Source organism: Methylobacterium sp. GXF4, assembly GCF_000272495.1.
Lineage (GTDB): Bacteria > Pseudomonadota > Alphaproteobacteria > Rhizobiales > Beijerinckiaceae > Methylobacterium > Methylobacterium brachiatum.
On record NZ_AKFK01000061.1, the window covers coordinates 123,653 to 136,462 of the forward strand.

Sequence of the window (12,810 nt, forward strand, 5' to 3'; positions counted from 1 at the left end):
TCAGGCCCGCATCCGAACGCCCGGATACGGGTCTAGCGTGCGTCCCGATCGAGAACCCGCGCCTCGGGGCCGAGAGCCTCCGCGACCTTGTCCTCGATCCAGCCCCAGGCCTCGCGCTCGCGCGGGCCCGCGGTCTTGGCGATGGCGATGGCGAGGTAGGCCATCTCCGTCAACACCTTGTCCGGCTCAAGCATGTGGAGCCGGGTCGAGAGGATCGCCGCCTCCAGCACCGCGGCCTGGGCGCGGTTGTAGCCGATGAACGGCGCGTGGGCGGCGGAATGGACCATGCGGCCGCGGAAGCGCGGCCTCGTCTCGTGCTCCTCCACCGAGGCAACCGCGAACTCGGCATGGCCGAAGCTGTCGGCAAGCCGCCGGCCGGGAATGGCCGTGCAGGCCACGGTCGGCCAGTCGCGCCGCCCGGTCACCGCCCCGGCGATCACCCGGATGTCGCGCGGGCTCGAGGCCGCGAAGCACGGGTTGGCCTCGAGATTAGCGATGGTGGGCGACGGCCGAAACGGCGCCAGCACGTAGCCGTCCGCCTCACCGATCAGCCCGAACGGCACGAGGTGCAGCTCGCCGGAGGGCGCGAGCGTGGTGACGATGGTCTCCAGGATCAGCGGCATGGCTCAGGCCTCGTCCGCCGGCACCAGCCGGCCGCAGACCAACTTGGTCGCGGGCCGGGGCGTCTCGGGCGCCACCTCGTCCCGGGCCTCGGATTCCGTGATCGTCTCGGGGGCGTCGGCATCCGCCTCGGGCTTCACCAGCCGGGCGTCGCGGGTGCCGGGCGGCGGCGCGTCGGGGCCGGAATGGCGGGTATGCCCGGCCTTCTTGAAGGCGGTCGAATCCTCGACATCGGAATCGGCCGCGCAGCCCCAGTTGAGGGGTTCGTCCTGCACGTAGCGCTTGCCGAGCCGCCAGGCGGTCTCGGCCTTGGCGAGCTCGGCCCCGAGATAGAAGGCGTGGGCGCCGTCGCTCTTCACGTCGAGGTCGGGGAAGAAGGCCATCGCGTCGGTGCCGACCCTGTGGACGTCGCGGTTGTAGACGTGGATCCCATCCTCGGCGACGGCGATCCGGTAATTCGGGTCGCGGACCTCGGCGGCGGCCTGGGCGACCTCCGCGGCGGTCTGCACGAAGGGGCGCTTGTCGTGAAGGGCCAGCAGCGCCCGTCCGTAGCCCTTGGGCAGGGCGGAATCGGCCTTGGCTGCGTACATCACCCGGCGGGCGGCGTCGTGCTCCTCGACGGTGCGGCGGGTGTGGTTCGAGACCTGCACGATCAGCACGTTGCCGATCGACAGTTCTGAGCACATTCCCACCAGAAGGGCGGTCACGCCGAGGGAATCCGCCTCGGTCAGCTCCGTGAGGTTGCCGGTGCCCATCATCATCTGGATGTCGGGCCAGCGGGCGCGGGTGTCCCGGTAGCGGCTGATCGAATCCACGAAGCCGTGGTGGATCGGCTCCAGGATCGGATCCGCCAGGAACGGACGCCCGGCCTTCAGCATCCGCTCGATCGCCCGGTCGAGGGACGGCAGGTCGTCGGGGCGCAGGGGCACCAGGATCGGCACCGCATCGGTCTCGAAGGCGAGATCGAGGGTGTCGACGTTCAGGCTGAGCAGGTAGTCGGCCCCGGCGCGGGCGCCCCGGGCCAGCTCGTCCTGGTTGAAGGAATCGACGCTGACCTTGAGGCCCGCGCCCTTCAGGGCCGCGACGGATTCCTCGAGATGGGGGAAGGTCGTATCCGGCAGGCCGCCGAGGTCGATCACGTCGGCGCCGCGGCGGGCGAGGTCGAGGCCCTTGGCCAGGATCTCGTCGGGCGTCATCTTCGAGGCGTCGACGATTTCGGAGAAGATCCGCAGGTCGTGCTTCGACAGATCGACCTTGCGGCCGGCGAGGCCGAGCCAGGCCGGCAGATCGACCACCTCGTCCGGGCCGCGCTCCACCGGCAGGTGGAAATGCTCGGCCAGCCGGGCGGTATCGGCCCGGCAGCGGCCCGGCAGGACGATCCGGGTCGCGCCCTCGGGGATCTCGACCCGGCGGCGGATGATCTCTTCGGTCATCAGCGCGGCGACCTTCACGCCGGCATCCGCGATGCTCCAGTGGATCGTCGCCGGCAAACCGGCCGCGACCTTCTCCAGCCGCGCCCGGGCGAGGCGTCCGGTGACGAAGACGATGTGCTCGGGGGTGCTCACGCGGCTACCCGCTGCTGCAGAGTGACCCGGCGGGTCGGCCCCCAGATCGCGAACGGGCCGCCGTAGCGCATCGCGAAAGCCGGGACGGCGGCATCCACCAGCCCGCGGCGGGCCAGCGCGTCCGGGGTTTCCTCCGGTGCGGCATCGGCGGACTTCACCAGCACGCAAAGGCGGGCACGCAGGCGCGTTGCGAGCCAGAGCGCGAGGCTGTCGGAGGTGACGTCCCAGCTCTCGGGGATATCGGGATGGCCGGCGCGCAGGCTCGCCGGGTCCCAGATGCAGGCCGCGGCATCGTCGGTCCAGGGTTCGATGCTACGGATCAGCCGCGGCTCCTGCTCACAAAGAAACCTGGCCATGCGGCCCATCGCGTCGAGGGCGCGACGGTGGGCCTCCGCATCGTCGAAGCCGTCGCGGATCTGATCCGCCCGCACGGCATCAGCGAAGGTCCCGCCGCCCGGAACGACGACGCAGCGCCCGTGGGCGCCGTCGGCCGCTTCCGCCAGCAGCGCGCGCAGCCGCGCCGGATCCGCCTCCAGGCTGCCGCCGATCTTGAGGACCGTCGTCACGCAGCGTCCCGTTGGTTCGGCCGCAGGGCGCGCACGGCCTCGGCGACCCGCAGGGGATCGATGCCATTGCGCCGGTCGAAGTCGCGGCACAGGCCGCCGCGGAAGCCAAAATAATCCGGGCGGTGGGTGCTCAGGACCAGGATGTCGGTGATCCGCAGGGAGCCGGCCAGCCCGCTCATCAGCCCGTGGGTCCGGCAGGCCGCCGTGAACGCCGCCAGCGCCTCCGGCTCGGCGAGATCGGTGAGCCGGGCGCCGGACTTGCCGGCGGTGTCGATCATCGCGCCCGCGAAGCCGGCCTGGGCGAGGGCCGGGACCAGATCGGCCGCCGGGCCGTCCTCGGCGAACAGGACCGCGATCAGGCGGCCGGGCGCGGCCGCCGTCAGGGCGGCCATCGCGGCCTTGTCGCGCCGGTCCCGGGCGTCGAGACCGGTTTTCACCCAGTCGATCCCGGTCGCGGCCATCGCGGTGACGGCGTCGGGCGTCGGGTCGGCCACCGCGCTGGTCACGGCCGCGCCGGCAATCCGGGCGACGATCTCCGTCACCACGTCCACGTCGAGGGCGCCGAGCGCCCCGCGCTCCGGATCCTTGGCGTCGATCAGGTCGGCCCCGGCGAGCTGGGCCGCCTCGGCTTCGGCCGGGTCGCGGACGCTGACGAGGAGGCTGGGCAGGGGGGCTGGCGGAACGGGGAACGCGGACACGGATCTCTCGAAGATGTGCGGCACGCAATCACGACTTGCCGGGCAGCGGCTCGGCGAGCAGGCGGTTTTTCACCACCCAGCGCATGGCATGCGCCCAGGTGTCGTCGGTATCGGCCCGGATCGTCACCTGGCCGCCGCGCACCATCTTGCCGGTCTCGGCCTCGGCGATGGTGACGTTCAGGTTGAAGATCTGACCGGATCCCTTCTCCACATAGCCGGTCACGACGAGATCCGCACCCAGGCTCTTGGCGATGTCGGCCGCGCAGCCGTTGCACTTGTAGAGCGGGCCTTCCTTGGCGACCACATCGGCCTTCGGGGCGGTATCGACGATCTCCAGGCCGGCCTGGTTGTGCAGAGCGTTGCGCAGCTCGTCGGTCACCAGCGCCAGCTTCTTCGTGTCCACCGGCCGGGCCCGCGTGCCGTAGGTGGCGCCGGGATCGAACAGCTCGACGGGGAAGATCGCAGCCTTCTCGGCGGCGACGGCGGGGCCGGCGAGGAGGCAGGCGGTCACCGCGCAGGCGAACAGGTGGCGCATCCTCGGGGCTCCCTCACGATGATCGATGCCGTGTCATCCGGCGCATTCGCGTCCCTATAGCTCGGGCGAAGGGACAAATTGGCAATGTACATCGTCGCGTGCTTGGCCCACGACGCGAACGTGATCATTCGCCAAGAAGCCGTGGTTGAGCGGCCGGATCGGAAGCTGCTAGAGGCCGCGCACATGCACGATCCTGCACACGCCCCGGTCCAGCGCCACACTCTGCCCGCCCGGTCCCGGGCCGGGCTTCGCGCCGCCCTCGTGGCGGGTGCGCTGCTGGCGCCGCTCGTGGCCCTGGCGCAGCAGCCCGCGCCGCCGCCGATCGACACGCATATCGGGCTGATCTACCGGCCGCAGCCGGCGCCGTCCTCCTACGATGCCGAGGCCGCCCCGGAGGACGAGGGGCTGGCCGGCGCCAAGATGGGCATCGCCGACAACAACACCACCGGCCGCTTCACCAAGCAGACCTTCGCGCTGGACGAGATCGCGCTCAGCGACGAGAAGCCCGACGCCGTGGCGGCCGCCAAGGAGCTCATCGCCAAGGGCGTGAACTACCTCGTGCTCGCCCTGCCGGCCGACGCGGTGCTGGCGGTGGCCGACGCGGTCAAGGAGACCGGCGCGGTGGTGCTCAATGCCGGCGCCCCGGACGACCGCCTGCGCGGCGCCGATTGCCGGGCCAACGTGTTCCACATCCTGCCGTCCCGGGCGATGCTGACGGATGCCGTCGCGCAGTACCTGACGGTGATGCGCTGGCGGAAGATCTTTCTGATCGTCGGCCCGACCGACGCCGACAAGGCCTATGCCGAGGCGGTACGAAACTCCGCCCGCAAGTTCGGCCTCAAGATCACCGCGGAGAAGCCCTGGACCTTCGGGCCGCTCGCCAAGGCGCGCGGCGATACGCCGACCCGGGCCGAGGCGATGGTCTTCACCCGGGGCCTCGACTACGACATGGCGATCGTGGCCGACGAGGAGGGCGACTGGGGCGACTACGTCTCCTACCGCACCGTCGATCCCCGCCCCGTCGGCGGCACGCAGGCGCTCACCTCCACGAGCTGGTCGCCCGTCCTCGAGACCTGGGGCGCCGCGCAGGCCCAGAACCGCTTCCGGCGGCTCGCCTCCCGGTTGATGCGCCCGCTCGATTACCAGGTCTGGGCCGCGGTCCGCACCGTCGGCGACGCCGTCACCGCCAAGAAGACCAACGATCCGGCGGTTCTGGCCCCGTACCTGGTCGACCCGGCGTTCAACCTGCCGGCCTATAAGGGCGTGTCGCTGACCTTCCGGCCCTGGGATCACCAGCTGCGCCAGCCGGTGATCGTGGTCCAGCCGAAGGCCCTGGTCTCGGTCGCGCCCGAGCAGGGCTTCCTGCACCAGCGTACCCCGCTCGACACGCTGGGGGTCGACCTGCCCGAGACCACCTGCAAGTTCAAATGAGGCCCTCGGGCGCCTGCGGCGTTGGCGAGGGGTCCGCGCCCTCGCAACGCGCGGGCGATGCTCTACAATCCACCTCCGAGAACGTCCTTCGAGGACGCCGGGACGTCACAAGGGAAGGAATGCGTATGCGCCGCCGCGTCGAGGCAGGTCTGAGTGTGGTCGCCCTCGGAGCGTGGTTCGCCCTCAGCGGGCCGGCCGTCGCCTTCACCGCCTACGTGACCAACGAGAAGGGCAATTCCGTTAGCGTCATCGACACGAATACGATGGCCGTGACCGCGACCTGGAAGGTCGGGCGCCGGCCGCGCGGCGTCACCGTGTCGAAGGACGGCAAGGAGGTCTTCGTCTGCGCCAGCGACGACGACCGGATCGACGTGCTCGATACCAGCACCGGCAAGGTCGTGCGCTCGCTGCGCTCCGGCCCCGACCCCGAGCAGTTCATCCTCGATGCCTCCGGCAACCCGCTCTACGTCGCCAACGAGGACGACAGCCAGGTCACGATCATCGACATCGAGAAGAACAAGGTCCTGGCCGAGGTGCCGGTCGGGGTCGAGCCGGAGGGGATGGGCCTGTCGCCGGACGGGAAGATCCTGGTCAACACCTCTGAGACCACCAACATGGCGCACTTCATCGACACCAAGACGTTCCAGGTGATCGACAACGTGCTGGTCGATGCCCGGCCGCGCTTTGCCGAGTTCACCGCCGACGGCAAGTTCCTGTGGGTCTCGGCCGAGGTCGGCGGTACGGTCAGCGTGATCGACGTGGCGCAACGCCGGGTGATCAAGAAGATCACCTTCAAGATCCCGAGCGTGAACGACGAGGCGATCCAGCCGGTCGGCATCCGCATCACCAAGGACGGTACCAAGGCGTTCGTGGCGCTCGGCCCGGCCAACCGGGTCGCGGTCATCGACGCCAAGTCCTACGCGGTCGAGAAGTACCTGCCGGTGGGCCAGCGCGTCTGGCAGCTCGCCTTCACGCCGGACCAGAAGATGCTGTTCACCACCAACGGCACCTCCAACGACGTCTCGGTGATCGACGTAGCTGCCGAGAAGGTGGTGAAAAGCATCCCGGTCGGCCTGCTGCCCTGGGGCGTGGCCATCTCCCCGAACTGATTTGTCCCGCGAGGACAGGAGGCAGATCGGGGCGGGTAACCCCGATCGAAGGCCCATGACACAAAGCATCGCCGCATGAACGGTGGCACAGGGATAGGAACGACATGACGCGAACGCTTCGGATCGCAGCCCTCGCCCTGGCCGGCCTGTTCGCGGCCGGTCCCGCCGCGGCCCTCGACCTGACCAAGAAGCGGGAGAACCTGCCCGACCTCGTCCTCGGCGACGATCAGGGCAACGATTTCGCGGTCGAGAACAAAGACATCACCCTCGAATCCGGCAAGGCCTACCGGCTGCGGATCGTCGCCAAGGGCCGTCAGGAATACAAGTTCTACGCGCCCGAGTTCTTCCGCTACATCTGGCTCAACCAGATCGTCATCGAGCACAAGGAGATCCACGGCGGCGGCGCCCCCGATCACCTGGAGTTCGACGATCCCGGCGAGATCGCCGTCGAGTTCGTCGCGATCAAGCCGGGCGCCTACAAGTGGGAGGCCCGCGGCCTGGAGGCGAAGGGCATGACCGGCACGTTGACGGTGAAGTGATGGGCGCCGAATTGAGATTTCGGCGTGAGGCTGCCGCTGCATCTCCCTCCCCCCTCAGCGGGGGGAGGGGGTTCGCGCTCGCATTCCTCAGCATCTTTCTAACCACGCCCGCCTTCGCGGCGGACGACGCTGCCTCCTGCGCGGAAGGCATCACGATGATCCGCGATGCGCTCGCGGCGAACCCGTCCGAGGCTGCTCTGCCAAAACTGAAAAAAGCCCTCCGGGTCGCCGAGCGCGAGCAGAAGGAGGGCGAGTTCGACGAGTGCCTCGACGCGGTCGCGGATGCCCGCAGGGCGCTCGGCCGATGAGTGAGCCGGCGCTGCAGGTCGAGCATGTCGGCCACCGCTTCGGCGCGCGGGCGGCGCTGGACGACGTGTCGCTCACCGTCGAGCGCGGCCGGTTTGCGGCCCTGCTCGGGCCCAACGGCGCCGGCAAGACGACGCTGTTCTCGGTGATCACCCGGCTCTACAACAACCAGAGCGGCCGGGTCTCGATCTTCGGCCACGGGCTCGACCGCGAGCCCTCCCGCGCCCTGGCCCGGCTCGGCGTGGTGTTCCAGGCCCGGACCCTCGATACCGACCTCACCGTCGAGCAGAACCTGCTCTATCACGCGAGCCTCCACGGCATCGCCCGCAAGGCCGGGACGCTGCGGGTGGGGGAGTTGCTCGACCGCGTCGGCCTCGCCGACCGGCGCCACGACAAGGTCCGCACGCTGTCGGGCGGCCAGTCGCGCCGGATCGAGATCGCACGCTCGCTGATTCACCGGCCGGACCTGTTGCTGCTCGACGAGCCGACCGTCGGCCTCGATCTCGAATCCCGGGCCGACATCGTCGCGATCGTCCGCGCTCTAGTGCGCGAGGAGGGCCTGTCCGTCCTTTGGGCGACCCACATCTTCGAGGAGATCGCGCCGGAGGACGACGCCGTGGTGCTGCACCGGGGACGCATCGTCGCCCGGGGCCGGGCCGGGGATATCGGCGCGCCGGGCGAGAACCTCGCCGACGCCTTCCGCCGCCTCGTCGCCGAGCCGGGGAGGGCGGCGGCGTGACGGGCGACCGGACGTTACGCGCGCTCTCCCTCCCCCCGCTGCGGGGGAGGGTGGGCCGGCCCCCGCAGAGGGGGGAGGGGCAGGCGCGTGTTTCCGGCCGTAGCCCTCGCTACGAGATCAAAGGCGCCTGCCTGCGCATGGGTCAGCTCACATGACGCCCCCCCTCGCCACGGCCGTCCCGGCAACCCCGTCTCAGAAAACCGCCCGGATGGGCCGGCTCGATGCGGTCGGCTACCTGATCTGCCTCGGCGGCATCGTCCGGCGGGAATTGCTGCGCTTCTTCAATCAGAAGGAGCGGTTCTTCTCGGCCCTGGTCCGGCCGCTGGTCTGGCTGTTCATCTTCGCGGCGGGGTTCCGCAACACACTCGGGGTCTCGATCGAGCCGCCCTACCAGACCTACGTGCTCTACGAGGTCTACGTGGTGCCGGGGCTGGCCGTGATGATCCAGCTGTTCAACGGCATGCAATCCTCGCTCTCGATGGTCTACGACCGCGAGGTCGGCTCCATGAAGGTGCTGCTGACCTCACCCTATCCGCGCTGGCTCCTGCTGCTCGCCAAGCTGATCGCCGGTGTCTCGGTGTCGATCGTGCAGGCCTACGCGTTCCTGGCGGTGGCGTATTTCTGGGAGACCGACATTCCGCCGCTCGGATACCTGGCGGCGCTCCCGGCCTTCCTGGCCTCGGGGCTGATGCTGGGCGCGATCGGCCTGTTCCTGTCGTCCCTGGTGCGTCAGCTCGAGAACTTCGCCAGCGTGATGAACTTCGTGATCTTCCCGATGTTCTTCGCCTCCTCTGCGCTCTACCCGCTGTGGCGGATCCGGGAATCCTCGGAAACGCTCTACTGGATCTGCGAGTTGAACCCGTTCAGCCACGCGGTCCAGCTCGTGCGCTTCGCCCTCTACGTCCAGTTCGAGCCGGTCGCCTGCGCGGTCGTCGTGGGCGTGGCCCTCGCGTTCTTCGGGATGGCGGTCGTCGCCTACGATCCCGGTCGCGGCATCATGGCCCGCCGCGGCGGGCCGGCCGGCGATAACACCTAGCACCCAATGATCGCGTGATGATTCCGGAAACCCTTCGATGACCCGTATTCCCGCCCGCCTTCTCGCCTCCGCCCTCGGCCTCGCGCTGACGGCCGGGCCCGTCCTCGCCCAGCCGCGGCAGGACCCGGACTGGCCCTGCGTCCAGCGGAAGGTCGCGACCCTGAGCCCCGGCCAGTTCTGGACCGGGCCCGATATCGCCGCGGCCGGCGACTGGGGCAGCGACAACGATGCGGCGGTGCTCGCCCAGAAGATCGCGTCCCGCCGCACCGAATTGTCCGAGGTCGGCCCGCTGCTCGATGCCTTCGTGGCGAAGCTCGGGGCCGACAAGGACGCGAAGGCCAAGTCGCTGACCCATGTCTATGCCGGCGTGTTTGAGGTCATCAACGGCGAGCGCGATAAGGTCATGGGCGGGATCGCCCGCTACGCCCAGGGCCAGCGCCGGATGGCCGAGCGGATCCGCGACGAAGCGGACAAGATCAGCCAGACCAAGGACGCGCCGAGCGCCACCGACGCCACCGAGCTGCCCAAGGACCAGTCGGAGCTGGAGACCAAGTTCGCCTGGGACCGCCGCATCTTCCAGGAGCGCAGCCAGTCGCTGACCTATGTCTGCGAGGTGCCGCAGCTGCTCGAGCAACGGCTCGGGGAGATCGCCCGGATGATTCAGGCGCGGCTCTGAGGGCGGCGCCGGACCGGCATGCGCGGATTGCCGATTCATCCCATAATGCTTGCCGAAACTTCCCTAAGCCTCTGAAATCGTTACCGAAACTGTTGCCGTTAAATCACGTGCACCGGCGTTCGATATCGGTATTTCCGAAAGGTTGCTGAAACCGGCCGCGCGTGGTGTCCGATCAATTGTGTCCTTTTCCTTTGCCCGCCAAGAGTGACCTCAAGCTCGGCTGAAACGAGCGCGGGTTCACGGCAAGGGGATTGGGATGTCACTGAGGGCGCTTCGGAGCAGCCTGGTCGCGTCGGCGTCGGTTCTGGGCGGGGCGATGCTGCCCTGCGCCGCGCAGGCGCAGAATGCCGTGACGCTGGGTGAGATCAGTGTCGTCTCGACCACGCCGGTGGGGTCGGGCGGCGGCAATTCGAGCCGCGTCCAGAACCTGAACGGCCCGGGCGGCCTGGAGCCCGCCGGCTCGGCGCCGCCGCCGATCGGCCCGGTCCGCCTGCGCGGCAGCGAGCAGCCGCTCTACAAGATCCCCAGCACAGTCGAGACCGTCACGGCCAGCGACATCACGGTCGATCGCGGCACCGACAACGTCGTGGCGACGCTCGCCCGCCGCACGCCCGGCCTCAACCTGTCGGATTCGCAGGGCAATTCGAACCGCCCCGACGTCACCTATCGCGGCTTCACCGTCTCGCCGGTCCAGGGCGTGCCGCAGGGCCTGGCCGTCTACCAGAACGGCGTGCGCATCAACGAGGCGTTCGGCGACACGGTCAATTTCGACCTGATCCCCCCGCAGGCGATCCAGCGGATCGACGTGGTGACTGGCAACCCGGTCTTCGGCCTCAACGCGCTCGGCGGCGCAGTCAACATCCAGATGAAGAACGGCTTTACCTGGCAGGGCACCGAGATCTCGGCCTGGGGCGGCTCGGACGCGCGCACCGCCGGCTACGTCGAGTACGGCAAGGTCTCCGGCCCGTGGAGCGTCTACTTCACCGGCGACGGCCTGAACGACCGCGGCTGGCGCTACGAGAGCCCGAGCACGATCGGCCGGCTCTACGGCGATATCGGCTACCGCTCGCAGGATTCGGAGTTCCACCTGATCGGGCTCGCCGCCCGCAGCTTCTTCGGTGCCGCCGCCGCGACGCCGGTGGACTTCACCCACCGCGACCCGCGGGCGATCTTCACCTACCCGCAGACCACGACCACCGAGGTCGGCACCCTCCAGCTCACCGGCCGGGTCGACGTGTCGCCGACCTGGGATCTCGCTGGCAACGCCTATTTCCGCCGCTTCAGCCAGACCTATGTCGACGGCAACGACGGCAACTTCGAGAATTGCAGCACCCGCTCCAGCTTCCGCGGCAATCTCTGCTTCGAGGATGACGGCTTCAGCCCGGCCGCCGGCCAGACGCAGCTCGCCTTCCGCAACCAGTTCCTGATGCTGGGCCAGCAGAACCAGCGCATCCCGTTCCGGTCCGGCATCCCGTACGGCACGCTCGACGTGACCAACACGGAGGCCACGGGCTTCGGCGGATCGATCCAGGCGGCCAACCGCGACCGGGTGTTCGGCCTGCCGAATTCCTTCGTGGTCGGCGGCAGCATCGATGCCGCGAACTACTCGTTCAAGTCGTCCAGCACCCTGGGCGTGATCAACCCGAACCTGTCGATCACCACCGATCCGAGCAACCCGTTCTACGGCAACATCCCGGGCCTGGGCACGACCCAGCTCCGGACCGCCGGGGCGCTCGGGATCGCCCCGAGCTCGGTCAACGGCTCGAACCTGTATATGGGCCTCTACACGCTCGACACCCTCGACGTGACCGACCGGCTGTCGCTGACGGCGGGCGCACGGCTCAACTTCGCCCGCATCCAGAGCGAGGATCTCACCGGCTTCTCGCCGGACGTGACCGGCACGCATTACTATAACAAGATCAACCCGGTCGCCGGCCTAACCTACCGCTTCACCGACGCGCTCAACCTCTACGGCAGCTACTCGGAATCGAACCGCGCGCCGACGCCGCTGGAGCTGGCCTGCTCGAACCCGGACCGGCCGTGCCTCCTGCCGAACTCGCTGGTGGCCGATCCGCCGCTCAAGCAGGTGACCGGGCGGACCTACGAGGTCGGCTTCCGGGGCGCGCTGCCGAACACCTATGATGGCGGCGTGATCAGCTACAAGATCGGCGCCTTCCGCACCGACCTGTCGAACGACATCCTGTCGCTCGCCACCCCGGGCAACACTGCCCGCGCCTACTTCGTCAACGTGCCCTCGACCCAGCGCCAGGGCATCGAGGTCGGCAGCGAGTACACGGCCGATTACCTGCGGGTCTACGCCAACTACGCGCTGATCGACGCCACCTTCCAGTTCAACGGCACGCTCTCCTCGCCCAACAACCCGCTCTCGGATGATGGGGCGATCGAGGTCCGCAAGGGTAACGTCGTGCCGCTGGTGCCCACGCACCAGTTCAAGGCCGGGTTCGATTACTTCATCACCCCCGACTGGCAGTTCGGCCTCTACCTCCAGGCCTTCTCGTCGTCCTACTTCCGCGGTGACGAGTCGAACCTGAACCGCAAGCTGCCGCCCTACTACGTCATGAACTTCCAGACGAAGTATCAGGTCACCAAGAACCTCGAGGTCTTCGGCCTCATCACCAACCTGACCAACAACCGCTACGCCACGTTCGGCACCTTCGCCGAGCCGGGCGCGGTGGCCGGCAACCTGCGGATCAGCGATCCGCGGACCACGACCCTGTCGCAGCCGTTCTCGGTCTATGCCGGCATCCGCTACGCCTTCGGGGCCGACCCGGTGCCGATGTCGGCCGAGCCGATCATCCGTAAGTACTGACGCACCATTCCGTCAGGGCAGGGCGCTCCGCGCGGTCTTCGGACCGGGCGGGGCGCCCTGCGCGTTTCTGGGCCCCCGAGACCGAACGCCGTGCGGCCTCACGTCTCAGGAACGCGCCTTCGCCCCCCGCGTCTCTTCCGGGAGCGATCGACGCTCCGG

Annotated in this window: 13 protein-coding genes; 8 read left to right on the top strand and 5 right to left on the bottom strand. The window is 69.1% G+C overall.

The window, feature by feature from the left end:
• Positions 1–32: 32 nt before the first annotated feature.
• The 5 genes from WYO_RS14890 to WYO_RS14910 are packed head-to-tail and all read right to left on the bottom strand — an operon-like array spanning position 33 to position 3,985.
• The gene (locus WYO_RS14890; protein WP_007563839.1) at positions 33–623 is read right to left on the bottom strand and encodes a DUF447 domain-containing protein; all 591 of its coding nucleotides are present in this window, start codon (positions 621–623) and stop codon (positions 33–35) included.
• A 3-nt stretch (positions 624–626) separates the two neighbouring features.
• Positions 627–2,186 carry a DUF6513 domain-containing protein gene (locus tag WYO_RS14895; RefSeq protein WP_007563841.1) on the bottom strand — a complete coding sequence of 520 codons (1,560 nt, stop codon included), beginning with the start codon at positions 2,184–2,186 and terminating at the stop codon, positions 627–629.
• Positions 2,183–2,752 carry a uridylate kinase gene (locus WYO_RS14900; protein ID WP_007563843.1) on the bottom strand — a complete coding sequence of 190 codons (570 nt, stop codon included), beginning with the start codon at positions 2,750–2,752 and terminating at the stop codon, positions 2,183–2,185. Before WYO_RS14900 ends, WYO_RS14895 begins: the two co-directional genes overlap by 4 nt.
• Positions 2,749–3,450: a (5-formylfuran-3-yl)methyl phosphate synthase gene (locus WYO_RS14905; RefSeq protein ID WP_007563845.1), complete on the bottom strand. Its 702-nt coding sequence runs from the start codon at positions 3,448–3,450 to the stop codon at positions 2,749–2,751. The genes WYO_RS14900 and WYO_RS14905 overlap by 4 nt, the downstream gene beginning before the upstream one ends.
• Before the next feature lie 28 nt (positions 3,451–3,478).
• The gene (locus tag WYO_RS14910; protein WP_007563847.1) at positions 3,479–3,985 is read right to left on the bottom strand and encodes a DUF3280 domain-containing protein; all 507 of its coding nucleotides are present in this window, start codon (positions 3,983–3,985) and stop codon (positions 3,479–3,481) included.
• 183 nt (positions 3,986–4,168) lie between these two features.
• Here WYO_RS14910 and WYO_RS14915 point away from each other — a divergent pair, with 183 nt between their 5' ends.
• The 8 genes from WYO_RS14915 to WYO_RS14950 all read left to right on the top strand — a co-directional run bounded on the left by WYO_RS14915 (position 4,169) and on the right by WYO_RS14950 (position 12,651).
• On the top strand, positions 4,169–5,416 hold the full coding sequence (locus WYO_RS14915; RefSeq protein WP_047170837.1) for an ABC transporter substrate-binding protein: 1,248 nt from the start codon (positions 4,169–4,171) through the stop codon (positions 5,414–5,416).
• Between the two features lie 125 nt (positions 5,417–5,541).
• A complete protein-coding gene (locus tag WYO_RS14920; RefSeq protein ID WP_007563852.1) occupies positions 5,542–6,525 on the top strand; it encodes a YVTN family beta-propeller repeat protein in 984 nt (327 codons plus the stop codon).
• A gap of 104 nt (positions 6,526–6,629) precedes the next feature.
• Entirely contained in the window at positions 6,630–7,064 is a 435-nt protein-coding gene (locus WYO_RS14925) for a hypothetical protein (protein WP_007563854.1), read from the top strand.
• Positions 7,064–7,372: a hypothetical protein gene (locus WYO_RS14930; RefSeq protein WP_007563856.1), complete on the top strand. Its 309-nt coding sequence runs from the start codon at positions 7,064–7,066 to the stop codon at positions 7,370–7,372. The genes WYO_RS14925 and WYO_RS14930 overlap by 1 nt, the downstream gene beginning before the upstream one ends.
• Positions 7,369–8,109 carry an ABC transporter ATP-binding protein gene (locus tag WYO_RS14935; protein ID WP_007563858.1) on the top strand — a complete coding sequence of 247 codons (741 nt, stop codon included), beginning with the start codon at positions 7,369–7,371 and terminating at the stop codon, positions 8,107–8,109. Before WYO_RS14930 ends, WYO_RS14935 begins: the two co-directional genes overlap by 4 nt.
• A 151-nt stretch (positions 8,110–8,260) precedes the next feature.
• Positions 8,261–9,145 (top strand): ABC transporter permease, encoded by an 885-nt coding sequence (locus WYO_RS14940; protein WP_007563860.1) that lies wholly within the window; start codon positions 8,261–8,263, stop codon positions 9,143–9,145.
• 37 nt (positions 9,146–9,182) lie between these two features.
• On the top strand, positions 9,183–9,821 hold the full coding sequence (locus WYO_RS14945) for a hypothetical protein (RefSeq protein ID WP_007563862.1): 639 nt from the start codon (positions 9,183–9,185) through the stop codon (positions 9,819–9,821).
• Positions 9,822–10,077: 256 nt separating this feature from the next.
• Positions 10,078–12,651, top strand: a complete 2,574-nt coding sequence (locus tag WYO_RS14950; protein WP_007563864.1) for a TonB-dependent receptor — start codon at positions 10,078–10,080, stop codon at positions 12,649–12,651.
• Positions 12,652–12,810: the final 159 nt, after the last annotated feature.

What these genes read in the sequence shown, in the direction of transcription:
- WYO_RS14890 (WP_007563839.1), bottom strand. Translation starts at nt 623, where the DNA reads ATGCCGCTGATCCTGGAGACCATCGTCACCACGCTCGCGCCCTCCGGC.
- WYO_RS14910 (WP_007563847.1), bottom strand. Translation starts at nt 3,985, where the DNA reads ATGCGCCACCTGTTCGCCTGCGCGGTGACCGCCTGCCTCCTCGCCGGC.
- WYO_RS14915 (WP_047170837.1), top strand. Translation starts at nt 4,169, where the DNA reads ATGCACGATCCTGCACACGCCCCGGTCCAGCGCCACACTCTGCCCGCC.
- WYO_RS14920 (WP_007563852.1), top strand. Translation starts at nt 5,542, where the DNA reads ATGCGCCGCCGCGTCGAGGCAGGTCTGAGTGTGGTCGCCCTCGGAGCG.
- WYO_RS14925 (WP_007563854.1), top strand. Translation starts at nt 6,630, where the DNA reads ATGACGCGAACGCTTCGGATCGCAGCCCTCGCCCTGGCCGGCCTGTTC.
- WYO_RS14930 (WP_007563856.1), top strand. Translation starts at nt 7,064, where the DNA reads ATGGGCGCCGAATTGAGATTTCGGCGTGAGGCTGCCGCTGCATCTCCC.
- WYO_RS14935 (WP_007563858.1), top strand. Translation starts at nt 7,369, where the DNA reads ATGAGTGAGCCGGCGCTGCAGGTCGAGCATGTCGGCCACCGCTTCGGC.
- WYO_RS14940 (WP_007563860.1), top strand. Translation starts at nt 8,261, where the DNA reads ATGACGCCCCCCCTCGCCACGGCCGTCCCGGCAACCCCGTCTCAGAAA.
- WYO_RS14945 (WP_007563862.1), top strand. Translation starts at nt 9,183, where the DNA reads ATGACCCGTATTCCCGCCCGCCTTCTCGCCTCCGCCCTCGGCCTCGCG.
- WYO_RS14950 (WP_007563864.1), top strand. Translation starts at nt 10,078, where the DNA reads ATGTCACTGAGGGCGCTTCGGAGCAGCCTGGTCGCGTCGGCGTCGGTT.